Here is a 24,801-nt window from a genome sequence, read left to right on the forward strand (position 1 = left end):
CAACAAAGCGCAAGCGATGTTGAATACTTAAATTATCAAATGTTCACAAAAAAGAAATTAGGCGCTTCGCAAGAAGTGGCCTGTCAGTATTTTGAGTGAGCGATCTGTCCGCAAGGACATTAAACAGAGATTGAACTGAAGAGTTTGATCCTGGCTCAGATTGAACGCTGGCGGCATGCCTTACACATGCAAGTCGAACGGCAGCGCGGGGCAACCTGGCGGCGAGTGGCGAACGGGTGAGTAATATATCGGAACGTACCCTGGAGTGGGGGATAACGTAGCGAAAGTTACGCTAATACCGCATACGATCTAAGGATGAAAGTGGGGGATTCGCAAGAACCTCATGCTCCTGGAGCGGCCGATATCTGATTAGCTAGTTGGTGGGGTAAAGGCCTACCAAGGCATCGATCAGTAGCTGGTCTGAGAGGACGACCAGCCACACTGGAACTGAGACACGGTCCAGACTCCTACGGGAGGCAGCAGTGGGGAATTTTGGACAATGGGCGAAAGCCTGATCCAGCAATGCCGCGTGAGTGAAGAAGGCCTTCGGGTTGTAAAGCTCTTTTGTCAGGGAAGAAACGGTGAGGGCTAATATCCCTTGCTAATGACGGTACCTGAAGAATAAGCACCGGCTAACTACGTGCCAGCAGCCGCGGTAATACGTAGGGTGCAAGCGTTAATCGGAATTACTGGGCGTAAAGCGTGCGCAGGCGGTTTTGTAAGTCTGTCGTGAAATCCCCGGGCTCAACCTGGGAATTGCGATGGAGACTGCAAGGCTAGAATCTGGCAGAGGGGGGTAGAATTCCACGTGTAGCAGTGAAATGCGTAGAGATGTGGAGGAACACCGATGGCGAAGGCAGCCCCCTGGGTCAAGATTGACGCTCATGCACGAAAGCGTGGGGAGCAAACAGGATTAGATACCCTGGTAGTCCACGCCCTAAACGATGTCTACTAGTTGTCGGGTTTTAATTAACTTGGTAACGCAGCTAACGCGTGAAGTAGACCGCCTGGGGAGTACGGTCGCAAGATTAAAACTCAAAGGAATTGACGGGGACCCGCACAAGCGGTGGATGATGTGGATTAATTCGATGCAACGCGAAAAACCTTACCTACCCTTGACATGTACGGAAGCCACGAGAGATCGAGGTGTGCTCGAAAGAGAACCGTAACACAGGTGCTGCATGGCTGTCGTCAGCTCGTGTCGTGAGATGTTGGGTTAAGTCCCGCAACGAGCGCAACCCTTGTCATTAGTTGCTACGAAAGAGCACTCTAATGAGACTGCCGGTGACAAACCGGAGGAAGGTGGGGATGACGTCAAGTCCTCATGGCCCTTATGGGTAGGGCTTCACACGTCATACAATGGTACATACAGAGGGCCGCCAACCCGCGAGGGGGAGCTAATCCCAGAAAGTGTATCGTAGTCCGGATTGTAGTCTGCAACTCGACTACATGAAGTTGGAATCGCTAGTAATCGCGGATCAGCATGTCGCGGTGAATACGTTCCCGGGTCTTGTACACACCGCCCGTCACACCATGGGAGCGGGTTTTACCAGAAGTAGGTAGCTTAACCGCAAGGGGGGCGCTTACCACGGTAGGATTCGTGACTGGGGTGAAGTCGTAACAAGGTAGCCGTATCGGAAGGTGCGGCTGGATCACCTCCTTTCTAGAGTTGCACCGGCTATAGAGCCAATTTATTAAGCGTCCACTCTTATCGACTGTTGAATTTAGAAGAAACAGTAGCAGTGTCCAAGTCGGGGCTGTAGCTCAGCTGGTTAGAGCACCGTGTTGATAACGCGGGGGTCGTTGGTTCGAGTCCAACCAGCCCTACCACGTATTCCTTGGGGGATTAGCTCAGCTGGGAGAGCACCTGCTTTGCAAGCAGGGGGTCGTCGGTTCGATCCCGTCATCCTCCACCACTCTACTAATCTTGAAAGTACAAACGTAAGCAACACCGTCGGGTGAGATGTTTAGGTTTGGTCTTTTAGAGATTAAAGCTGTTTCGTTCTTTAACAATCTGGAAGAAGTAAAGTTTTAATCGTTTGGCCGACAGGTCAGACGATGGGTAGTGATTGTATGTATCAAAACAAAGCAACAACGCTGTACTTTTTTATCACTGTAACGCTCTTTGATCTTCGGATCAGAGGCTAACGTTATAGGGACAAGCGAATAAGTGCACATGGTGGATGCCTTGGCGATTACAGGCGATGAAGGACGTAGTAGCTTGCGATAAGCTGCGGGGAGCTAGCAAACAAGCTTTGATCCGCAGATTTCCGAATGGGGAAACCCGGCCTTTACAGGTCATTGCATACTGAATACATAGGTATGCAAAGCGAACGCGGCGAACTGAAACATCTAAGTAGCTGCAGGAAAATAAATCAACCGAGATTCCCAAAGTAGTGGCGAGCGAAATGGGATGAGCCTGCACGTTTTAGCATGACGGATAGTAGAAACCACTGGAAATTGGTGCCATAGAGGGTGATAGCCCCTTATACGAAATTCGATGTGTGGAACTAAGCGTGCGACAAGTAGGGCGGGACACGAGAAATCCTGTCTGAATATGGGGGGACCATCCTCCAAGGCTAAATACTCGTAATCGACCGATAGTGAACCAGTACCGTGAGGGAAAGGCGAAAAGAACCCCGGAAGGGGAGTGAAATAGATCCTGAAACCGTGTGCATACAAACAGTAGGAGCGGACTTGTTCCGTGACTGCGTACCTTTTGTATAATGGGTCAGCGACTTACATTCAGTGGCAAGGTTAACCATATAGGGAAGCCGTAGAGAAATCGAGTCCGAACAGGGCGACAGTCGCTGGGTGTAGACCCGAAACCAAGTGATCTACTCATGGCCAGGATGAAGGTGCGGTAACACGCCCTGGAGGTCCGAACCCACTAATGTTGAAAAATTAGGGGATGAGCTGTGGGTAGGGGTGAAAGGCTAAACAAACTTGGAAATAGCTGGTTCTCTCCGAAAACTATTTAGGTAGTGCCTCAAGTATCACCATCGGGGGTAGAGCACTGTTATGGCTAGGGGTTCATTGCGAATTACCAAACCATTGCAAACTCCGAATACCGATGAGTGCGAGCTTGGGAGACAGACGTCGGGTGCTAACGTCCGGCGTCAAGAGGGAAACAACCCAGACCGCCAGCTAAGGTCCCAAAGATTGGCTAAGTGGAAAACGAAGTGGGAAGGCTAAAACAGTCAGGATGTTGGCTTAGAAGCAGCCATCATTTAAAGAAAGCGTAATAGCTCACTGATCGAGTCGTCCTGCGCGGAAGATGTAACGGGGCTAAGCCAGTCACCGAAGCTGCGGATATATGCTTGCATATATGGTAGGAGAGCGTTCTGTAAGCCTGCGAAGGTGTCTTGTAAAGGATGCTGGAGGTATCAGAAGTGCGAATGCTGACATGAGTAGCGATAATGGGAGTGAAAAGCTCCCACGCCGTAAGCCCAAGGTTTCCTGTTCAACGTTCATCGGAGCAGGGTGAGTCGGCCCCTAAGGCGAGGCAGAGATGCGTAGCTGATGGGAAGCAGGTTAATATTCCTGCACCGTCGTATGATGCGATGGGGGGACGGATCGCGGAAGGTTGTCCAACGGTTGGAAGTGTTGGTTTTTGACTCATAGAAGGTGCTTAGGCAAATCCGGGCACGGAATTCAAGGGGTCGAGACGAAGAACTTAGGTTCTGAAGCAATCGGAAGTGGTTCCAAGAAAAGCCTCTAAGCTTCAGTCATACGAGACCGTACCGCAAACCGACACAGGTGGGCGAGATGAGTATTCTAAGGCGCTTGAGAGAACTCGGGAGAAGGAACTCGGCAAATTGGTACCGTAACTTCGGGAAAAGGTACGCCCCGGTAGCTTGATTGGTTTACTCCATGAGGGTGAAAGGGTTGCAATAAACTGGTGGCTGCGACTGTTTAATAAAAACACAGCACTCTGCAAACACGAAAGTGGACGTATAGGGTGTGACGCCTGCCCGGTGCTGGAAGATTAAATGATGGGGTGCAAGCTCTTGATTGAAGTCCCAGTAAACGGCGGCCGTAACTATAACGGTCCTAAGGTAGCGAAATTCCTTGTCGGGTAAGTTCCGACCTGCACGAATGGCGTAACGATGGCCACACTGTCTCCTCCCGAGACTCAGCGAAGTTGAAATGTTTGTGATGATGCAATCTACCCGCGGCTAGACGGAAAGACCCCATGAACCTTTACTGTAGCTTTGCATTGGACTTTGAACCAATCTGTGTAGGATAGGTGGGAGGCTTTGAAGCGGGGACGCCAGTCTTCGTGGAGCCATCCTTGAAATACCACCCTGGTTTGTTTGAGGTTCTAACCTTGGTCCGTTATCCGGATCGGGGACAGTGCATGGTAGGCAGTTTGACTGGGGCGGTCTCCTCCTAAAGTGTAACGGAGGAGTTCGAAGGTACGCTAGATACGGTCGGACATCGTGTTGATAGTGCAATGGCATAAGCGTGCTTAACTGCGAGACTGACAAGTCGAGCAGGTACGAAAGTAGGACATAGTGATCCGGTGGTTCTGTATGGAAGGGCCATCGCTCAACGGATAAAAGGTACTCTGGGGATAACAGGCTGATTCCTCCCAAGAGTTCATATCGACGGGGGAGTTTGGCACCTCGATGTCGGCTCATCACATCCTGGGGCTGTAGCCGGTCCCAAGGGTATGGCTGTTCGCCATTTAAAGTGGTACGTGAGCTGGGTTTAAAACGTCGTGAGACAGTTTGGTCCCTATCTGCCGTGGGCGTTGGAAATTTGAAGGGGGCTGCTCCTAGTACGAGAGGACCGGAGTGGACAGACCTCTGGTGTACCGGTTGTCACGCCAGTGGCATTGCCGGGTAGCTAAGTCTGGAAGAGATAACCGCTGAAAGCATCTAAGCGGGAAACTTGCCTTGAGATGAGATTTCCCAGAGCCTTGAGCTCTTTAAAGGGTCGTTCGAGACCAGGACGTTGATAGGTCAGGTGTGGAAGTGCAGTAATGCATTAAGCTAACTGATACTAATTGCCCGTACGGCTTGTCCCTATAACCTTAGCAGGTACAGAGATAAGAAATGCGCGTTGTGTTTTGTGCGATACGCACAATCACTACCCAAAGTAATACAATAAAACGATACTTCTTCCAGATTCAAGCTAGTGCTGCCCGGTCGGGAGCACCAAGCTGTACAAGTTATGCCTGATGACCATAGTAAATCGGTACCACCCCTTCCCATCCCGAACAGGACCGTGAAACGATTTTACGCCGATGATAGTGCTGCAACCAGTGTGAAAGTAGGTTATCGTCAGGCTAGTTATAAGAGAAAGACCCCGGTAAGCCTAAGCGCGCTCAAGATCGCGCTTAGTGCAAACCGGGGTTTTTTTTCGTCTGCAGTTTTGCTCGGACCCTATCACCGCCACCACGGCTGATGACGGCATCGAGGCGCCCGCATCCAAATCACAACCGCGCTTTCAAGCGAATCGCTCCAACTTGTGCTATAAATGTTAAGTTTTTATTATTATTAAAAAGACGTCAAGTTTGCAAGGTGGAACTTGCAGACGAAACGGAGAAGCATGAAACTTGTAAATCAAAAACTCGACTGGATACAGGCACTCAGAGGAATCGCCGTGATGGCTGTGATGCTCAGTCACGCGCGTTACTTTTTCCTCAGCACCCCGGAATGGGGTGTGGTCGATAGTTGGCTCGGTCCGGGCGCCATGGGGGTGGATCTCTTTTTTATCATTTCCGGCTTCATCATGGTGTACACCACGCAGAAGTCGGACGGCAGCGTAGCGTCCAGCATCGATTTTTCCATCAAGCGCTTCGCCCGCATCTGGCCGGTGTACGCCGTCGCCACGATTGCCTATGTCATCTTAGTCAAGGATGGCATGGCGTATTTTGCCGAGCCGGGCCGTTGGACGATATTGCTGAAAAGTCTGGTGCTCTTTCCGCCCGTCCGTTCGGACGTACCGTTTTTCGGTTTTACCCTGCCGCTGGCCTGGACGCTGGCATTCGAAGTCTATTTCTATGCGGTTTTTTGCATCAGCATGCTGTTCGGACGCGGGCGCTGGCTTGCCTTGTGTGCCTGGATGCTCGCCACGGTCGTTGCCATTCCGCTCATCGAGCACAACCATGCTTTTAACGTGCGCACCAATTTCAACTTCAGCTTCGACTATTTCAACCTGATCACCAATTCCATCATCGTTGATTTCATGGCTGGTGTCGGAATTGCCCATATCTACCTGGCGCGAAATCTGCGTTTGAGTAGCCGCATTCTGTGCCTTAACCTGATGTGGGTGAGTATCGGCTTTGCCGTATGGTGCAACTACACGACGGCGGCAGACTTTCACGGACCGACGAAATGGGGATGGTTGCTTGCGCTGATGGTACTGTGCATTGCGCTGGCCAGCAAAACGGTCAATCTGGCGCCGCCGCGTTTCCTGGTTTGGCTGGGCACCATTTCCTATTCGGTGTACCTGTTCCATACCTTGGTCCAGTTCGTGCTCAGCCGCTGGCTGGACGAGCATGGCATCCCTGCTCAAGCGTGGGGACGCGTATATATTACGACCCTGTTCGCGATTCCGGTCGCGGCACTCTCGCACCACTATCTGGAAGTGAAGCTCGGTGGCGCCACGCGCGACCTGCTGGACCGCATGGCCGCACGTTTTTGGAAACCGGCGGCGGCAACTGAGGAGGAATCGACAGCGCTAGCGCAACCGGTACCGCTGCGCAAGCGCAGCGCCTGACCCAGCCGCGCCTTACCACTTGAGCGTGATCGCGCTCCAGACCAGGGCAATAAACAGGAACCACCCCCAGCGCGGTCTGCGGAACATGGCCGATTGCAGCACGATCGCCGCCATGCAGACGGACGGCAGAATGCGTTGCGTGGCCAGCGCAAAAGCGCAAACAAGTGCAAGCTGCACCGCGATCGCCACCCGAAAATTGTTATCGCCATCCGGTTTGCCGGTATGGGCCGCATTGGCCGGAACATCGTCTGCCGGTGGCGGGTGAAGCGCTGCGGCCGGCGTCACGGCACGCGTATCCGCAGCCACGGGCTTTTCCATGTTGACGCGAGTCGGCGACGCCTCGGCCGCCTTGCTCGCCTTCTTTTCCGCTGCCAGCTGCGCGGCGGTTTTTTCCAGTACCGGCGCTGACGCCAGGGTGGCTTGCCACCATCCGTCCCACGGTGCCTTGCCCTGGGCCGACAGCGCCCGGAACGCGCTGCTGCGCTTCGACTGTGTCAGCTTCATGTCGACGCCGGCCACTCCCCACCGCGCCCGCGCGGCGCGCACGCGCACCAGCAGCGGCAAGCCCTTGGCCGGATCGACCATGCGGATGAACTGCGCGTATCCTTCCAGCGCATCGATGACATTGGTATTGCCGTTCCACTGCTTGCCCTCCGGACCATCCTTTTCGAGCTGGAACAGCGTGGCGCGAAAACGCCGCAGGGTCTCGCGTTCGAGCGAGGGCTTTTGATTGACCACGATCCCGGTCACCATCTGGCGCTGCGCGTCGCGCATCACATGCTGCTTGTCGGGATGCGGCGTGAAGCCCTCGTCGATGACGATCTGCTTGGCGCGCCACAGCAGCTTGCCGGCCAGTTTGCGCGCATCGGCGTCGCCCGAAAACGTCAGGTCGTCCGCATAGCGCGTGTACTTGAAACCCAGCTTGGCCGCGCAAGCCTGCAAACGCGCATCGAGCCGCCTGCACAAAATATTGGTCAACGCCGGACTGCTTGGCGCGCCCTGCGGCAAGGCGCGCGATCCGTGCGCGACAAAAAACGTCTCGCCATCGATGCGCACTTCGTCGGTCGCCGCTTCGGTACACAGCAGCGCCAGGACGGTTGCCAACTGCTCGCTGTAGCCCAGCTGCGCAAACACGCCTTTAATGCGCGGCATGCCGATCGACGGGAAAAAATTCTTGAGATCCAGATTGATGACCACCGCCTGGCCGACGTGCGGCGCCGCGTTGCTGACGATCGAGCGGCCCGGCACAAAGCCGTGCGCCGCCTGGTGCAGCGGCGCACGCGCCAGCACGTTGTCGAGCACCCAGTATTGGGCGCGTTTCAGGCGCGGCATCGGCGCCGAGATAATCCGTTCGCCGCCGGTCTTCTTGGGCATGGCGAAGCGCCGGTAATGGCTGATCCGCGAGACGCGCCGCTCGAACGCCAGGAAGCGCAGCTCCGACAAGGTGATGCCCATCGCCTGCGCCAGTTGGTCCGCCTTGTGCAGCACCGGCATGGCCAGTCCGGCCAGTTTTCCGGCGTCGCTGTCGGCACGACCGAGGCCACCCGACACGCCCGCGCCCAGATACAGCACTTCGTGTTCGCGCCGCTGGCGCCACGCTTGCGCCTTCTCGAAGCGCACCAGCGCGCGCTTCTGGCGCGTTTCCTCGCGCCGCGCCTTGGCCTTGGCCATGCGCTCCTTGCGCAGCATGCGCAACGCCGCTTCGGGATTTTGCAGGTGATGCAGCTCGCTGCCCAGCTTCTGCAAGGCTTGCGTGAGTTCCGTTTCGCGCCGGATCAGGTCCGCTTCGACCGAGGGCTGGCCGCTGTCGGCCGGCCAGAAGCCCAGGCGCTGCATCTCGGTCAGCACGACTTCTTCTTTGGAGCTGGTGCGTATGCGCTCGTACAACTGCGCGCGCGTCAGTTCGGAGGGAGAGGGAGTAGGGGAAGTCATCGTGTCCTGGTCTCGCAAGGAACACCACGGAAAACACTGTCGGGAAAACGCAAACTACACAAGCACGGCAGGATAATCATCGAAGGGCCTGCAGGACTGGAGCGCTCCACTCGACGCCGTACCGCACCAGTAGCGCTGATCGGCTTCAGGGAAGCCAAACCGTGTCGCGCTACTGGTGCAGGTACGGCACAGTGAAGAGCGTGCCAGTGACGCGTGGGAAGAGCTGACAACGTGGACGGCGATCCGCCGTCCGGTTTGCAAGAGCCATCCCGCCGTGCTTGTTGATGCGAGTATAACAGGTGAATTCCGGGCTCCTCAAGCATTGGTTTGAATATGTGGGTTAGTGAAGATGCGTGCGCCGCGCGCTCACGCGGCGTCACGCCTGGCCTGGTCCATGCGCAGCACGAGCATGTGCACGCACGGCCCCTTGTGCATGCGGTTCTGGGTGTAGTGGTTGCACTCGCAGCTGCCGTCGACGATGCGCCGGTCGGCGTCGAGCCGCAGCATGACCTGGTACGGCCGGCCGTTTTCCTTGCTGCGCGCACGCAGGCGCAAGCCGCCCTCTGGCAGCGCTTCGCTGGCCTGCTCGGAGAGGCTTTGCACCGCCAGCAGGGTCGCCGCCTTTTCTTCGATCGCGCTGGCAAAGCGCAGCACATCCAGCGGCAACGGTTCGCGCGACAGCTCGCGCAGGCGGTACACGCCTTGCGTCAGGTCGTAGATCACGCGTCCAGCTTGGGTGTACAACGTGAGCGCGCTTTCGACGATGGCGCGCGTCAGGCCGGTGTCCGTCGCCAACTGGTCGGCGGTGGCGAACCAGCGCTGTCCCAGCGCCGCGAAGACGCGCGTCTTGCTATCGTCATCGACGGCGCCGCGCGGCGCCAGCAGGTCGAACTGGCCTGCCCGTGCCCAGTCGTTGGCGGTCCAGCCGGACAGGCCCAAGGTGAGCTGCATGTCCGGCAGGTTGGCGATCCAGAAGCTTGGCATGCCGCTGCCCATCAGGTGCACGGTAAAGCTGTGCGCCACCGGGATCAGGCGTTCGAGCAGCATCAGGCGGCGGCGCCCCCAGATGCGGATTTCTTCGGCCGCATTGCCCTGGTAGATCGAGCGGCGGCACACCAGTTCATCGTTCCACGGCTCGAACAGCGCGCGAATCGGTTCACCCGGCGTGAGCACGAAGCGGATCGAGCGCGGGCCGACTCTTTCCTTCTTGTGGCGCAAAAGGTGGCAGAAATTGTGCACATCCATCGGATGCAGATCGAGCCTGCGCGCCGGCAGGTTCATTGCGCTGCTTACTTGCAGAAAGCCGCGCACCCAGGTTTCGGGCACGTCGATCTTCTCTTCCTTGAACGATGGATCGCCAGCGGTAGCGACCTGGAAGCCGCTCGGATCGATCGCCAGTTGGGTCGTTTTATAGTCGCGGATCTTCTGGAATTCGCCGTACAACCCTTCGGAGTAGTCGACATTGGTGGTGCCGCAGGCGAAGTCGCCCACGCGGTCGAACACATTGTGACTGCAACTGAGCGAGGCGTAACTCGATTCGTCGCGGCTGAAGCACTCGAAGAACACGCGGTCGGGGTGCACCGTGATCACCGGGTCGAGCACCACCCAGGTGTCGAAATTGGCCTTGTATATATAGTCGAAGTATTTGGCCTGGGCCGCGGCGAAAGGCTTGAGGATGATGCTCTTTTGCGCCCGCAGGGCCTTGAGCTCCTCGCTCAATGGCGCCATGCGCGCGCGCAGGTCCGCATTGCGGTCGATCAGTTCCGCCAGCGCCGGGTCTTCGTTCTGGGCGCGCCATGCCAGGTAGGCGGTTTTGTCTGGCGCCTGGTAGCGCTGGTCGGCCACCACCACGTCGTGCAGCGCGGAGATGGCTTCGCGGAAGGGAATGTGCTTGTTCAGCTGGGCGACGAAATGGGTCGGCGGGCGCAGGGTGTCGGGCGCGAAGCGCATCTCGGTGCTTGAGGCGCTGTTGCTGACGGTGCTGGAGCCGTAGTAGCGGTATTCGAATTTCATTGTGGCCCCCGCAGGTTCGCGTGCGCACGCGGCGGCTCGATCGTCATCACCGCCGGCAGCGCCGGAAAGCGCTCCTGGATCGCGCGCAATCCCTCGATGTACTGCGCCTTGTCGGCGATGGCGACGGTGAGCACCTGGCGCGCGAACAGGCGCGCGACAAAAGCGGCAATCGCCTCCGATGCCTGTGCCTGCGCGCGCAGGAAGTCGAGCACGCGGTTCTTGACCACCCGGCCGCGGTTGACCTGTGACAGCACGTTCAAAAAGTACGGTTCGAGGCGTTCCAGCTTGGACAGGTCGCCGGCGCTTGCGCTGGCGAGCCAGCCGCTGACGAACAGCTGCATGTTGGCGGACGGATGCTGGCTAAGTTTGAGCATGTATTCGGTGACGTCGGCGACGTCGAAATGGGTCGTGAGCATGGTGCGCCCGAAGCGCTGGACCTCGGGATCGAGGTGGTCGCACAGGCTTACCAGCAGGGACGGATTCCAGTCTTCGCTGCCGCATTGCTTGCTGAAGAACTCGCGCGCGAAAGCGCGAGTATCGTCCCACGTGCTGTCGAGCAGGCGCAGCGCCGCTTCCATCTGGGTGCGCACCAGGGCTGCGTGTTCGGTAAAGGCCGCGCAGGCCCAGCGCCGCACGCTGGCGTTTTCGTTATGGCCGAACTGCGCCCACTCGGCCACGCTGAACTGCGTGTTGGCGAAGCGCGGCAGCATCTGGGCACCGAGCAGTTGCGCGCCCTTGCTGCGCGCGGCCAACAGGCGCACCAGCAGCGCGCGGTCGAGGTGGTCGGCGCCCGAATTGAGCGGTCCGAGGATCCATGCGATCAGGTCCGCATGCACGCCGTCCGCCGGTTCGCTGTGGAAAAGGGTATCGAGCAGCAAAGGCAGCAGGGTGGCGCGGAACGTGGCGTCGCCTGGCGCGATGCGCTGCAAGGCGCCGTCGATGGCGCGCCGCACGTCCGCATCCGGGTGGGTGCAGAACACGGCGAACAGCAAGGCTTGACTCGCGAGCATGTGCTCCGGCAGTGCGCTGAACAGCTTGATGCCGACCGCGCGCACACCAGCATCCGCTTCCTGCAGCAGCGCCGCCAGGGTAGCCGGCGGAATGGCGCCCGCCGGCTCGGCGTGGCGCAGCAGCCATTCGCCGGCGGCGATGCGCACGCTGGCAAGCCGGTGCGAGAGCAGGGCAAGCAGGCGCGCATACGGCGCAAGCGCAGCGGCCGCGCGCAGGGGGCGGTCGAGCAGCCATACCAGGTCGGCGGCGATGGCGGGGACCACCATCTCGGCCTGATCAAGGTCGCCGCAGTTGTCCAGCCAATCGAGCAGCAGCAGGACGATGGCGTCGGCCTGGCCGGGCAGGGCCAGCGCGCACTGGCACAGCATGCGGCCGTGGCGGCGCACCGCTTCATCGGGCGAGCAGGCCAGGGTGGCGACCAGCAGCGCGTCGGCGCAGTAGTGGTCGGGGGCGCGGCTGATGCATTCCAGCGCGAAGGTACGCGCTTCCGGCAGGCTTGATTGCAGCAGCAACAGCAGCCAGCGGGTATCGGGCACGCCGTCGGCAAAGCGCTGGCGGCACAGCTGGAAGGCGAAGCTGGCGGTCGGGCTGTAAGGGCTGCGCAGGAGCGCGCCCAGGTCGTCGAGCGCGATGCGGTCGCAAAAGGCGGTGTTGTCGATCAGGGCGCGCGCTGCAAAGGCGTGCACGCCCTCGCAGCGGCTGCGCTGCATCAGCCAGAGCAGGGCGGCGGGACGCGCATCCCACAGCGCGGGAAACGCTTCTTCGCGTCCGTTGGCGGGCACGATCGGGCCTACCTGGAACCAGCTGCTGCCGCTGCGGTTGCCGGTCCAGGCGCCATGGCTGCGCAGCAGGCGGTTGAACATGGTCCAGTGGCTGTAGGTGTCGTAGCTGCGGTTGGCGCGCATGAAGTAGCGGCCTTCGCGCGTGTAGGGCTGGCCGGCGTCGGCATCATCCATCGCCATCAGGGTGCCGAGCGCCATCGTGACGAAGGCCGGGTCGCCGTCCTGGGCGAGACGGCGCAAGGTGCGCCAGCCGCGCAGGCGCAGGTAGGCGCGCGTGCGCGTGCTGTACGCCACGGTGCTGTCGGGGCGCGCCGCCATTTCCGCGTACGGCACCCATTTGCGCTCGATGCGCACATAGGTGCTGGAGGTCTGCGCCGCGGTGGTGTCGAAGCGCTGCTGCAAAAGGCCAAACAGCTCGCCGTCGTCGCGCATCTCGGCGGCCTTGTACAGATGCCGCACGGCGCGGAAGGTGCCCGCGCGCAGGGGCAACTGGCGCAGCTGTGCCAGCAGGATGCTGCGCGCCAGCGGGTCGGCCAGCGCTACCTGGTCGAGCTGTTCGAGCCAGTCCGACAGCGACAGCGCAGTCCATTGATCCGGGTGCGCGCACAACTGTGCAATCGCTTCCTCGTCGCGCGCGGCCCAGGCTTCGCGCAGGCGCGCCGGCCAGTCGCCCGTCAACTGCGCGGCGTGCCGGGCCAGCGCCGCTTCCCCGGCCAGTTGCAGCCACGCCTGCCGGGCGATGCGGCGCACTGCATCGGAGCTGCCGCGTGCGGTCAGTTCGAGCATGGCCTGGGTCGCGCCGGTGTCGCCACAACGGCCGATGGCCCAGGCCAGGCAGTAATCGAGTGCGGAAGTGCCGCGCCCGATCAGGCCGACCATCAGCGGCACCGCGGCGGCCAGCCGGCGTTCGCCGATGCGCCATACGGTGCGGGTACGCTGCTGGTCCTTCAGGCGCCGCCAGACGCCGGCGTCCAGCCGTCCAAGCAGCACGGCGTCGGCCGCGCGCCGTTCTGGTGTCGCCGGCGCGGGTGGCGCGGCATCGTCCGGGCGCGCCGGCGGCAGGGCTGCCGCGTCGGTGAAGCCCTGGGCCTGGCGTTCGGCCAGCAGTTGATTAAAGAGGCGTTCCGCCACGGGCAGGCCGACCGGCAGCGGCGTGCGCGTCGCCTCGCGCCACTCGTCGCCCTTGCGGCCCTGGCGCACGTTGACGAGGTAGCGGTCATCGCCGTCGGGCAGTGCGCACAGGTCGACTTCGCACTCGACCACGCTGTGTTTTTGCCTGCGTACCAGGCGGGTTGTACGAATCAGTCTCACCGCGTCTGCCCATAATTGAATAGAGATGAATAGTAACCCGGGGCAGAACTGCTTGTAAATCAGGCAATGAAAATCTAGGCGGCGCCGCGCTGCAAGGTGAGCACGAAGGCGACGCCGTCGTCGAGGTTTCTGGCGACGATGGTGCCGCCCATCTTCGCCATGTAGGTCCGGGCCACGAACAGGCCTTGGCCGCGGTTGCCGTGCGCGCCGGCTTCCTCCTGGTCCGATACGCCGTATTCGAAAATGGTGCCGATGACATCGGCGGCGATGGTCGGGCCGCGGTTGGCGATGGTGACGCCGGCACTCGTTTCGCTCGTGTCGAGTGTGATGTCGATGCTGGTGCCGGGCAGGCGGTAGCGCTGGGCGTTGACCAGCACATGGGTGACCACGTCTTCCAGCGAATATTCGTCGGCCCGAACCAGCACCGCCTGCGGTGCGCCGTGAAAGACCACGTCGGTGATCCCGGCGCAGGGAGCGTTGGCCGCCACGTTGCGCAAAAAGGCAGTCAGATCGACTTCGGTCACTTGCAGCACGGTGGACTGGAATGCTTCGCTCGGCGAGGCGCGTCCGTACAGCACGCGGATCGCCTGCTGCATGCGCAGCACGTAGCGCGCACTCTGGTTGCCGTCGCCCCCTTCGGTGCCGTGCAGGGCGATGAGCGATTGCAGCGGCGACATGATCTCGTGGCCGACCGCATGCCACATGTCACGCTCCTGTTCCGCGCGGATGGCTTCGCGCTCGACATCCTCGCGCACGCGGCGCAGCAGGTCGTGCAGGCAGGTGGCCAGCACGCCCAGTTCATCTTCCCCGCGCAGGTCCGACAGGTCCGGCTGCGAGGCGTCGCCGCGCTCCTTGACGGTGCGCGCCACCGAATCGGCGCGCTCGATCAGTTCCTTGATGCGGCTGATGATGCCGATCTCGATCGCCAGCCACGCCAGCATCAGCGCCAGCAGCATGGCGCCGACGAACCAGGCCATGCGGCTGGCCACCACGCTCAGGCTCTGGCTGACGCTGCGCACGTCGCCGGCCAGCACCAGGTCGTAGCTGCCCAGCGGCGTGGCGATGCGGTGGGTCGCGGTCAGCGGCGTGTCGTAGGTGTCGACCGGCAGGCGCCGGATCAGGGCCGTGAGGAAGTGCTGCGACGCGTCTTCGGTGCCGCTGGCGCCGGCCAGCTTGACCAGCGCGGGTGTCGTGGCCGCGCCGGCGGAGCCGACTTTTTCGATGCGCAGTGTTTCGCCCGGCAGCAGCATGGGCGCCAGGTCGGCCAGCGAGAAGCCGCTCGCCGCGCCGGTCTGGTCGCTGTCGAGCACCACCGCATTTTCGCCGGGGGCGAGCAGCACCACGCTGACGCGGATTTGGTCGAGATCGGCCGGCGGCCACACGCGGCGGGCACTGTCGTCTCCGAACAGGTCTTCCTGCAGCACGCTGACCGGCAGGCGCACCGAAAAGAAGGCGTTGCGCGGGCAGGTGGCCGGATTGGCGCCGGCGGCGGGCGCGTTGCACTGGGCGTTCTGCCACATCCAGCCGCGGAAGTCCTTCACGGGGCGGGTGTGCTTGCGGCCTTCGTCGGCCGCGTTAAAGCCGGTCAGCCGTCCGCGCAGGGGCGCGTACGGGCCGCCCGGCTGGCGCGGCTCTTCCTCGAACGGGGCGACCCACTGGTAGGTGCGCCCGCGCAGCGATACCTTGATGCGCACCCGGTGCGACTGGTTCAGCACTTCGTCGCCGCTGCGGTGCGAGACCAGACGCGCCAGGTCGACGCTGCCGGCCACGTAGATGAAGCCCCCGGCCCAGGGATTGTTGCCAATGGCCGCGCACAGGCTGGCGCTGGGGCCGAACTGGCGCATGCAGCCCGACATGGCCACGGCTTGCTGCACCTTTTGCTGGTCGTCGAAATCGAGCGCGGGAAATGGCAACAGCAGCGGGCGCAGGCCAGGCGCGGATGCACCGGCCAACGGTGGATTGAGCAGCGCAAGCTGCCCCGCCGGATGGCGCAGGGTGGCGCTGATCTGCTCCCCGGTCTTGCGGAAACTGGCCTGGTAACTGGTGTAACTGAGCTGCTTTTCCTGCTGCAGCACCGAAACCGCCAGGCCGAGGGTCGCGAGGGCCAGCAGCAGGAAAGCCGCGCGCAGCAGGATGCGCAGGCGGTAGGGCGCGAACCAGCGCCGCTGCGGTGCCATTTAATCGGCCCAGCGAAAACCGCGCATCGGCACGTTCTCGATGCACTCGAAGGCCGGATCGATCTCGCGGAAGGCGTCGCGGATGGTGCTCACGTGCTTGCGGATGTTGTCGCGGTTGCGGCCACTCTTGACCACCTCGTACAACTCCTCGTACGACACGACCTGGCCGCGGCGCGCGAACAGGGCCGCCAGGATGCGCTGCGCCGTCAGCGGCAGGTTGATGCGCTGGCCGCGCCAGGTGGGCGAGCGCTGGCGCAGCGGGTCCATGGCCAGTTCGTCGGCGTCCAGGGCCGGCTTGTCGCGCTCCTTTACCGCGCGCAGGATCTCCAGGAAGGTATCGGTGAAGTCGGCTTCCTCGAAGGTGGCTTTTTGCAGATAGTCCCAGGCGTCGAGCGCCTTCATGATGCTGCGGTAGATAGTGGCCGGCATGGCCGATACCACCAGCACCGGCGTCGCCTGCTTCTTGTTGATGGCGTTGATGATCGCTACGCCCGCATGGCGCTCGCGTCCCAGTTCGATGTCGAGCACCACCAGGTCGTAGCGCTCGCGCGCGATCGCCGCCTCGGCCTCGTCGCGGTTGAACCACTGGTCGACGACGATGCCCGGCTTGGCCGCCTCGATCCAGCTGCGCAGCTGGTTACTGGTCGGGAGGTCGTCCTCGATGACGGCCACTCTGGGCATGGGTTGCTCCTGCTGATTGGTGAGGGTGCCAGTATCCACGCTTTCGGCCGAAAAGTCATACGGGGCCTGTGAGCTTTTCTTCACAGGGCGCTGCGAAAGCTCCGCCCGGTGAGGGTTCTGGCCCGGGGCACGGATTGATACTTCCACCCTGTGGCGCGCACCATGCGTTTCAGGGTCATGCGGGTGCAGGACCGGCAAACTGAAAAGGTGAGGCAAATGTCCGATCGGATCAAAAAGGGTGTGTTGGCGGTGCGTGCGGTGCTGGCGAAGGGCGTGGCGGGCTTCGGCGCGGTGGCGCGTTCCGGCGCGGGCGTGATGCCGCGCCCGGGCCTGCGCAGCGTGCTGGCGCTGTGCGCCATCGGCGGCGCCGGATACCTGCTGGTGAAGCATCCTCCGGTAGCCAAGATTGAGCGCGGCCATGTCGGCGTCCGCCTCAACCAGTTGAGCGGCGCGGCCAGCGTGGTGCGCGACGGTACCGTGATGCTGATACCCGGTGTGCATGAATTGCGCCAGTTGCCGGTGCTGGACCAGATCTACAAGCCGGCCGGTCGCGGCGAGCAGCCTTACCAGTCGGTCGAAGGGCTGGCGCTGGGCGTGGACCTGAGCGTGCGTTATGCGATCGACCCGGCCAAGCTGGTCGCGGTGGCGCAAACCCTGCCGGACGATATCAGCAGCGCCGTGATCGACCCGGCGGTGCAGGGCGTGATCTATAAAGTAGTCACGCGCTACACCGTGCGCGAGATTTTTTCCAGCAAGCGCGCCGAAATCGCTCAGGTGATCGAGGCCGAACTCAAGCCCAAGCTGGCCGCGGACGGCATCTTGCTGCGCAATGTCACGATCGGCAAGATCACGCTGCCGCGCGAGTACATGGCCGGCATGGAAACCTTGCTGGCCGAGGAACTGCAGACCGAGAAGATGCGCTACACGCTCGAACTGAAGGAAAAGCAGGTCAAGCAGACTGCGCTCGAAGCCGATGCCGACAAGATCAAGCGTGAGAAGGCGGCGGAAGCGGCCGGCAACGAGCAGATTATCGCCGCCAGGGCGCAGGAACAGGCCATGGCGCACGTGTTGCCGTTCAAGCAGAAGCAGATCGAGCAGCGCAGGCTGGAAGCGGAGGCCGAAAAGACTTCGCGCATCAAGACGTCCGAAGGCGCGGCCCAGGCGCGCGTGATCGAAGCGACCGGCGAAGCCGACTCGCGCCGCAAGCTGGCCGACGCCGAAGCGTACCGCCAGGACGTGGTCGGCAAGGTCAACACCGCGCAGATGGAACGCGACGGCGCCGTCATCACCCGCCACCCGCTGCTGATCCAGAAAACCATGGCCGACAAGCTGTCCGACAAGGTCTCGGTAATCATCGCCGCGCCGCCGACCGACGGCGGCTTTATCGGCGCCGCGCTGCTGGGCCAGGGCAAGGGCACGCCGGCACCCGCCGCCACGGCAGCCGATCCCGCCGCCGATACCGCAGCAGAGGAACAATAACCATGCTCGCTACCTTGAGCGCCGCAGCCGCCATTGCCATCGTCACGCGCGACGAGATGCAGCTGCGCGCCGCGCCGCGCGATTCGGCCCCCTCCCAGGCCGTGCTGTGGCAGGGCGACAGCCTTGAAATCCGCGGCGTCAAGATGGAGTACCTGCAGGTCTACGATCACCGGCGCGAGCGGGCCGGCTATGTGCGCATGGCCCAGGTGCGCCAGATCGATCTGGCCCCGGCGGCCGCGCCCGAACTGAAAGCCGTGGTGCGCTTCGTGCGCGACACGCCCGGCGCGGAGGCGCTCGGCATCGGTTACGCGGCCGCTTTTCTCAAGGCCGCGCCGGCGATCGCCATCGACGCGGAGGTGTTCGATGCCTTGGGCAGCATGGCCGAACGGCTGGCGCGGCGCGCATCGTCGCGGCTGGACAAGCGCAGCGAGGCGGTCGTGGCGGCGCACCTGGAAGTGGTCGCCAACTACGGCGTGATCATTCGCAGCTACGAGCGCGAAGGTGCGATTCAACTGTGCTACGACGGCGAGGCATTCCGGCGGGTGCTGGCGATGGCGTCGAGCCCGGCCCAGCGCGCCAGCGCGGCGCTGGGACTGACGCGCGACGAGTGCATCGATCCGGCGCTGCCGGTGGCGCAGCGTAACGCGCTTGACCAGTGGCGTGCCGAGGTGCTCGACAAGGTGGACGTGAAGGACTTGCCCGAGCATGTGCGCAACCGCGTGTACACGCGGCGCGCGGCGGTGTGGTCCTCGATCGCCTTCGAGCTGGCGCGCAAGAACGCGGCGCCGGCGCAGGCGGCCAACCGCGCCATCCTGGAACTGGCCAGCGTGAACAAGGCCGAACTGGCGGAGGAAGACCGTACTGCCTATGCCGAAGCGGCGGTGCGCGCGGGCAGTGTGCGCTGGGCGGCGGAAGCACCCGTGGCCGCGCCGGCGGGACTGAACGTGGTGACGCGGCCCGGCCAGCCGGGCGAAACCTGCGTGCTGCTGGTCGACGCGCAGCACGACCAGCGCGCGCCGCTGGCCTCGCGCTGCACGTATGGCATCGTGTGGAATGCGTCGGCGCGCGCCAATGCGCAGGCCTATGCGCTGGCGCTGGCCGTGCAGCCGCTCGATGGCTGGCGCGAACTGTGGCTGTTTCATCGGGGCGCGGGCGGCTGGCGCATCGATGTGCTGCCGCCGGCGCCGATCGAACCGACCTTGGGCTACGCCGAATTTGCCGGCTGGGTCCCCGGTTCGCCCAAGGTGCTGGTCGCGCGCGAGGCGAGGATCGAGGGGCGTATCAAGCGTGCGTTCGAGATTGTCGACATCGATAGCCTGGCGGTGGAGAAAAGCGCCGACCGGCCCGATGCGCTCAGCGGCTTCTACCGTTGGCAAGATCCTGCATGGAAACGCCAGACGCTCAGCCTGCGTTGAATCAATCTTGAACTTAAATGCCGCCGGCTGCTCCAATGAAGTGTACTCACTTGGTGGAGCGGAGGCGGCATCATGTGGAAGCAGTCAGTGACGCAAGACCAGGGCGTGCCTGTTGTTCTCGGCATTAACCGGACGCAGGATGCAAGTATTTGCCTGATGCATGGGGCCGAGCTGGTGTGGGCGATCCAGAAAGAGCGCCTGACGCGGCACAAGCACCACTGGGGCCGGCTGGACGACGTGCGCAATATTTACCGGCCGCGCCTGCCCGGACTCGATAAGCCCATCGATATCCTGGTCGAGTGCTACTCCTGCGACGCCGAGTTTGCCCGGGTGGCCGAGTACGAACGCGAGCTGGCGGCTACCTTGGCGCTGGCGCCCGGTTGCCGGCGCGCGCGCGTCTCGCATCACCTCTCGCATGTCTATAGTGCCTTTCATCCTTCCCCTTTCGAGGATGCGGCCGTCATGGTCATCGACGGCCAGGGCAGCCGCATGGCCGACCTGACCGAAACCTGGGCGGGCGCCGCCGGCGTGCCGGGCGACTGGTGCGAGGTGGCATCGTTCTACCGCGCCGACCGGCAGCGGGTGGAATGTCTCGGCAAGCAGCTGTGGAACCGCGACGAGCGCCAGCCCGTGGGGCTGGGCATGTTCTATTTTCTGCTGACGCAGGCGATGTTTCCCGGGGAGGGGAACGAAGGCAAGGTCATGGGCCTGGCACCGCATGGCAAGGCGACGGCGCTGCGCTTGCCGCCGCTCGATGTGCAAGACGGGCGGGTGACGATTCCGGCGCGCTGGCGCGAGCTGTTTGCCAAACGCGGCCGCTTTCGCTATGGCGGGGCGGACGATGCGCGCTTTGCCGATATCGTCAATCTCGCCGCGGCCGGGCAACGGGCGTTTGAAGAGGCGTTGCTGGAGGTGGCGCGTTGGCTGCATGCCCGCACCGGCGCGCGCAAGCTGTGTTTTGCGGGTGGTACCGGGCTCAATTGCTCGGCCAACGAGCGTTTGCTGCGCGAGACGCCGTTTCGCCGCGTATTCATTCCACCGGCGCCCGGCGACGCGGGCACGGCCATCGGCTGCGCCTTGTACGGGGTGGCCGAGCTGGGCGGTGCGCCCTGTGATTTTCGCTGGACGAGTGATTATCTGGGTCCGGAACCGGTGCCGGACCTGATCGACGCGGCGGCGCAGAGTTGCGCGGACCTGCTGGTCGACCGCATCGACGATCGGCCTGCCATGTGCGCGCGCATGGTTGACCTGCTGTGCGAGGCGCGCGTGGTGGCGCTGTACCAGGGCCGCAGCGAATTCGGCCCGCGTGCGCTCGGGCACCGCAGCATCCTCGGCGACCCGCGTTTCGGCGCTATGCGCGACGCTATTAATGCCCGGATCAAGCAGCGAGAATGGTTCAGACCGCTGGCGCCGGTGGTGCTGCTTGAACGGGCCGAGGAGTTTTTCGATGTGTGCCGGCCGGTGCCGTTCATGCAGTATGCCGCTCCCGTGCGCCAGCGGGCGGCGCGGCTCATTCCGGCGGTGACGCACGTGGACTGCACGGCCCGCCTTCAAACGGTGGGACCGGATGACGATCCATTCCTGCGCAGCCTGCTGCGCGAGTTCGCGTCGCGTACCGGCGTGCCGGTGCTGCTCAATACTTCCTTTAATCGCAGGGAGGAACCGATCGTCGAAACGCCCGCGGAAGCGGTGGCGACCTTCCGCGCCACGCCAATCCATGCGCTGGCCATGCCGCCGTATCTCTGCGAAAGCGGGAGGGGGAGGGGCTGTTGCGCGGCGATGTACTGGAGCGGCCGTGATACGCGGCTATCCCGCGCGCGCCAGTGTGGTTCCGGGGGAGCGGCTGGCGCTGCATGTGTCGACCGATGCCGCGCGCTTCAGGGTATGGTTTTACCGCTGGTGGGACGGGGCGGAGCTGATGTTGCGTTCGGAGTGGCATTCCGGCCGTTTCGCGCCGGCCAGGGGCGCCGATGAGGACTGGCACTGGCCCCGCTATGAGTTTGCGATTCCTCTCGCATGGCCTTCATCGGTGTATATCGCCTACCTGGAGGATGAGGGCGGGCCGCCGTTCGACATCGCCCTGAGCAGTGCGGCCGCGCTGTTCGTTGTCAGGGGGCGTGGTGGCGCGGACGTGCTCTACAAGATACCGCTGGCGACCTTCCACGCCTATAACTATAGCGGCGGGGGATGCCTTTACGCGAATCCGCCGCGTTCGAGGTCGCCGCCAGGAACCCGCTTGTCGCTGTTGCGCCCGGGTGGCGGGATTGGCGGCGAGCCCTGGGGTGCGCCCGACTATTACGATGAAGGCTCTGCCCGGCAAACATTCGCTCATTGGGACGCGCCGTTCATCCGCTGGCTCGCAGGGGAAGGGTACAGCGCGGATTTCTGTCTCAACTCGGATATCCATCACGACGTGGGCTTGCTGGCGCGTGGATATCGCTTGCTGCTCAGCGTGGGACACGACGAATACTGGAGCGAAGATGCACGCGACCATGTCGAGGACTTTATCGGCAGCGGGGGCAATGTCGCTTTCTTCGCGGCGAACGTGTGCTGGAGGCGCATCCATTATGTGGACGAGGGGGGCGCGATTGTTTGTCTTCAGGGTGGACCGTACGGCGCGCGCGATCATTGGTGGCCGGTCACGGGAGCAGGCCGGCCTGAGGATGCGCTCGCCGGCGTGAGCTACCGGCATGGAGGTGGCTGGTGGGATGGTCCGCGGTCCACCCAAGGCTACGTGGTTCAGCAAGCGGGTCATTGGGTTTTTTCCGGAACGGGGATGAAGAACGGCGATGTGTTCGACGCGGTGTCGTCGCCACCCCTGGTTGGCTACGAGTGCGATGGCGCGCAGCTTGCGTATATGGACGGGGCTGATGGGGTCGTCAGGCTGGCAACGCAGGCCGGCAGCAATGGAACCCCGGCCAGCTTTGTCCTTCTGGCGGCGAACATGCTGGGCGAGGGTTGGCAGGAGCTCCCGGCGCGTTCCGGTTTTGCGGCAAGAGAAGGAGTGCATGCGGCCACGATGGGCATCCATACGCGCAAGGGAGCAGTTTTCACCACAGGCACGACAGATTGGGCACAGGTGCTTGCTTCCGGGAACAATGCGGTTGTGGTGCGCATCACGCGTAACGTTTTGGCGCATCTGACGACGCTGTAAGCGTTGCGAAAGTAGGTGTTCAACAGTGGGCTTCATAAAACGCCTTGCCAAGCCGGCGGAGGGTTTGCTATAGTTCGCCTCCCCGCTGAAAGGGTTAACGAAATCAAGTAGTTAGCAAGCAGTTGGGGCCGTCTCCAAGGAGGCGCGGTAGTAAAAAAGAGGTTGACGAGAAACGCGAAACGCTGCATAATCTCACCTCTCTGCTGCAACGAACACAACGCTTCGTAGCAAACGGCAGAAGTAGTGCAGAATAAGTTCTTTAACAATTAACAGTCGATAAGTGTGGGCGTTTGATGAAGGTGCCAACGAAGCGTAAGCGACGTTGAATACTTAAATTATCAAATGTTCACAAAGAAGAAATATAGGCGCTTCGCAAGAAGTGGCCTGTCAGTATTTTGAGTGAGCGATCTGTCCGCAAGGACATTAAACAGAGATTGAACTGAAGAGTTTGATCCTGGCTCAGATTGAACGCTGGCGGCATGCCTTACACATGCAAGTCGAACGGCAGCGCGGGGCAACCTGGCGGCGAGTGGCGAACGGGTGAGTAATATATCGGAACGTACCCTGGAGTGGGGGATAACGTAGCGAAAGTTACGCTAATACCGCATACGATCTAAGGATGAAAGTGGGGGATTCGCAAGAACCTCATGCTCCTGGAGCGGCCGATATCTGATTAGCTAGTTGGTGGGGTAAAGGCCTACCAAGGCATCGATCAGTAGCTGGTCTGAGAGGACGACCAGCCACACTGGAACTGAGACACGGTCCAGACTCCTACGGGAGGCAGCAGTGGGGAATTTTGGACAATGGGCGAAAGCCTGATCCAGCAATGCCGCGTGAGTGAAGAAGGCCTTCGGGTTGTAAAGCTCTTTTGTCAGGGAAGAAACGGTGAGGGCTAATATCCCTTGCTAATGACGGTACCTGAAGAATAAGCACCGGCTAACTACGTGCCAGCAGCCGCGGTAATACGTAGGGTGCAAGCGTTAATCGGAATTACTGGGCGTAAAGCGTGCGCAGGCGGTTTTGTAAGTCTGTCGTGAAATCCCCGGGCTCAACCTGGGAATTGCGATGGAGACTGCAAGGCTAGAATCTGGCAGAGGGGGGTAGAATTCCACGTGTAGCAGTGAAATGCGTAGAGATGTGGAGGAACACCGATGGCGAAGGCAGCCCCCTGGGTCAAGATTGACGCTCATGCACGAAAGCGTGGGGAGCAAACAGGATTAGATACCCTGGTAGTCCACGCCCTAAACGATGTCTACTAGTTGTCGGGTTTTAATTAACTTGGTAACGCAGCTAACGCGTGAAGTAGACCGCCTGGGGAGTACGGTCGCAAGATTAAAACTCAAAGGAATTGACGGGGACCCGCACAAGCGGTGGATGATGTGGATTAATTCGATGCAACGCGAAAAACCTTACCTACCCTTGACATGTACGGAAGCCACGAGAGATCGAGGTGTGCTCGAAAGAGAACCGTAACACAGGTGCTGCATGGCTGTCGTCAGCTCGTGTCGTGAGATGTTGGGTTAAGTCCCGCAACGAGCGCAACCCTTGTCATTAGTTGCTACGAAAGAGCACTCTAATGAGACTGCCGGTGACAAACCGGAGGAAGGTGGGGATGACGTCAAGTCCTCATGGCCCTTATGGGTAGGGCTTCACACGTCATACAATGGTACATACAGAGGGCCGCCAACCCGCGAGGGGGAGCTAATCCCAGAAAGTGTATCGTAGTCCGGATTGTAGTCTGCAACTCGACTACATGAAGTTGGAATCGCTAGTAATCGCGGATCAGCATGTCGCGGTGAATACGTTCCCGGGTCTTGTACACACCGCCCGTCACACCATGGGAGCGGGTTTTACCAGAAGTAGGTAGCTTAACCGCAAGGGGGGCGCTTACCACGGTAGGATTCGTGACTGGGGTGAAGTCGTAACAAGGTAGCCGTATCGGAAGGTGCGGCTGGATCACCTCCTTTCTAGAGTTGCATCAGGCTATAGAGCCGATTCATCAAGCGTCCACACTTATCGACTGTCAATCAAGAAGAACAGCGTTTGAAAGCGCAAACCTAAGCATCGTTGCTTAGGTTTGATCTTTCAGAGATTAAAAGCTGTTTCGTTCTTTAACA

At 61.3% G+C, this 24,801-nt stretch carries 10 protein-coding genes, 2 tRNA genes and 4 rRNA genes; 11 read left to right on the top strand and 5 right to left on the bottom strand.

Annotation, left to right across the window (positions count from 1 at the left end; translation table 11 throughout):
- The first annotated feature begins 132 nt into the window (after positions 1-132).
- The 6 genes from IV454_RS12290 to IV454_RS12315 all read left to right on the top strand — a co-directional run bounded on the left by IV454_RS12290 (position 133) and on the right by IV454_RS12315 (position 6,729).
- A 16S ribosomal RNA gene (locus IV454_RS12290) occupies positions 133-1,663 on the top strand.
- Between the two features lie 90 nt (positions 1,664-1,753).
- A tRNA-Ile gene (locus IV454_RS12295) sits at positions 1,754-1,830 on the top strand.
- 10 nt (positions 1,831-1,840) lie between these two features.
- A tRNA-Ala gene (locus IV454_RS12300) sits at positions 1,841-1,916 on the top strand.
- Between the two features lie 240 nt (positions 1,917-2,156).
- Positions 2,157-5,032, top strand: a 23S ribosomal RNA gene (locus IV454_RS12305).
- A gap of 149 nt (positions 5,033-5,181) precedes the next feature.
- Positions 5,182-5,294: ribosomal RNA gene (gene rrf, locus IV454_RS12310) — 5S ribosomal RNA — on the top strand.
- The 16S, 23S and 5S rRNA genes sit together here with 2 tRNA genes alongside, the layout of an rRNA operon.
- A 262-nt stretch (positions 5,295-5,556) precedes the next feature.
- Positions 5,557-6,729 (top strand): acyltransferase family protein, encoded by a 1,173-nt coding sequence (locus tag IV454_RS12315; RefSeq protein ID WP_206091681.1) that lies wholly within the window; start codon positions 5,557-5,559, stop codon positions 6,727-6,729.
- 12 nt (positions 6,730-6,741) lie between these two features.
- Here IV454_RS12315 and IV454_RS12320 read toward each other — a convergent pair whose 3' ends face one another.
- The 5 genes from IV454_RS12320 to IV454_RS12340 all read right to left on the bottom strand — a co-directional run bounded on the left by IV454_RS12320 (position 6,742) and on the right by IV454_RS12340 (position 16,636).
- On the bottom strand, positions 6,742-8,661 hold the full coding sequence (locus IV454_RS12320) for a reverse transcriptase family protein (RefSeq protein WP_206091682.1): 1,920 nt from the start codon (positions 8,659-8,661) through the stop codon (positions 6,742-6,744).
- A 366-nt stretch (positions 8,662-9,027) separates the two neighbouring features.
- Complete coding sequence (locus tag IV454_RS12325) at positions 9,028-10,674, bottom strand: SWIM zinc finger family protein (RefSeq protein WP_206091683.1); 1,647 nt, start codon at positions 10,672-10,674, stop codon at positions 9,028-9,030.
- Positions 10,671-13,778 carry a hypothetical protein gene (locus tag IV454_RS12330; RefSeq protein WP_206091684.1) on the bottom strand — a complete coding sequence of 1,036 codons (3,108 nt, stop codon included), beginning with the start codon at positions 13,776-13,778 and terminating at the stop codon, positions 10,671-10,673. Before IV454_RS12330 ends, IV454_RS12325 begins: the two co-directional genes overlap by 4 nt.
- A 74-nt stretch (positions 13,779-13,852) precedes the next feature.
- A complete protein-coding gene (locus IV454_RS12335) occupies positions 13,853-15,955 on the bottom strand; it encodes a sensor histidine kinase (RefSeq protein WP_206091685.1) in 2,103 nt (700 codons plus the stop codon).
- A complete protein-coding gene (locus IV454_RS12340) occupies positions 15,956-16,636 on the bottom strand; it encodes a response regulator transcription factor (RefSeq protein ID WP_206091686.1) in 681 nt (226 codons plus the stop codon).
- 216 nt (positions 16,637-16,852) lie between these two features.
- Here IV454_RS12340 and IV454_RS12345 point away from each other — a divergent pair, with 216 nt between their 5' ends.
- From IV454_RS12345 to IV454_RS12365, 5 genes are all read left to right on the top strand, one after another.
- Positions 16,853-18,115 (top strand): SPFH domain-containing protein, encoded by a 1,263-nt coding sequence (locus IV454_RS12345; protein ID WP_206091687.1) that lies wholly within the window; start codon positions 16,853-16,855, stop codon positions 18,113-18,115.
- Between the two features lie 2 nt (positions 18,116-18,117).
- The gene (locus tag IV454_RS12350; protein WP_206091688.1) at positions 18,118-19,530 is read left to right on the top strand and encodes a hypothetical protein; all 1,413 of its coding nucleotides are present in this window, start codon (positions 18,118-18,120) and stop codon (positions 19,528-19,530) included.
- A gap of 72 nt (positions 19,531-19,602) precedes the next feature.
- Positions 19,603-21,504 carry a carbamoyltransferase family protein gene (locus IV454_RS12355; RefSeq protein WP_229522205.1) on the top strand — a complete coding sequence of 634 codons (1,902 nt, stop codon included), beginning with the start codon at positions 19,603-19,605 and terminating at the stop codon, positions 21,502-21,504.
- Positions 21,449-22,684, top strand: coding sequence for a N,N-dimethylformamidase beta subunit family domain-containing protein (locus tag IV454_RS12360; protein ID WP_229522206.1), 1,236 nt, complete (start codon positions 21,449-21,451; stop codon positions 22,682-22,684). Before IV454_RS12355 ends, IV454_RS12360 begins: the two co-directional genes overlap by 56 nt.
- Positions 22,685-23,120: 436 nt before the next feature.
- Positions 23,121-24,651 (top strand): 16S ribosomal RNA (locus tag IV454_RS12365).
- The last annotated feature ends 150 nt before the right edge of the window (positions 24,652-24,801 follow it).

The organism is Massilia antarctica (assembly GCF_015689335.1).
Lineage (GTDB): Bacteria > Pseudomonadota > Gammaproteobacteria > Burkholderiales > Burkholderiaceae_D > Telluria_A > Telluria_A antarctica.

What these genes read in the sequence shown, in the direction of transcription:
- IV454_RS12315 (WP_206091681.1), top strand. Translation starts at nt 5,557, where the DNA reads ATGAAACTTGTAAATCAAAAACTCGACTGGATACAGGCACTCAGAGGA.
- IV454_RS12320 (WP_206091682.1), bottom strand. Translation starts at nt 8,661, where the DNA reads ATGACTTCCCCTACTCCCTCTCCCTCCGAACTGACGCGCGCGCAGTTG.
- IV454_RS12325 (WP_206091683.1), bottom strand. Translation starts at nt 10,674, where the DNA reads ATGAAATTCGAATACCGCTACTACGGCTCCAGCACCGTCAGCAACAGC.
- IV454_RS12335 (WP_206091685.1), bottom strand. Translation starts at nt 15,955, where the DNA reads ATGGCACCGCAGCGGCGCTGGTTCGCGCCCTACCGCCTGCGCATCCTG.
- IV454_RS12340 (WP_206091686.1), bottom strand. Translation starts at nt 16,636, where the DNA reads ATGCCCAGAGTGGCCGTCATCGAGGACGACCTCCCGACCAGTAACCAG.
- IV454_RS12345 (WP_206091687.1), top strand. Translation starts at nt 16,853, where the DNA reads ATGTCCGATCGGATCAAAAAGGGTGTGTTGGCGGTGCGTGCGGTGCTG.
- IV454_RS12350 (WP_206091688.1), top strand. Translation starts at nt 18,118, where the DNA reads ATGCTCGCTACCTTGAGCGCCGCAGCCGCCATTGCCATCGTCACGCGC.
- IV454_RS12355 (WP_229522205.1), top strand. Translation starts at nt 19,603, where the DNA reads ATGTGGAAGCAGTCAGTGACGCAAGACCAGGGCGTGCCTGTTGTTCTC.
- IV454_RS12360 (WP_229522206.1), top strand. Translation starts at nt 21,449, where the DNA reads ATGTTGCGTTCGGAGTGGCATTCCGGCCGTTTCGCGCCGGCCAGGGGC.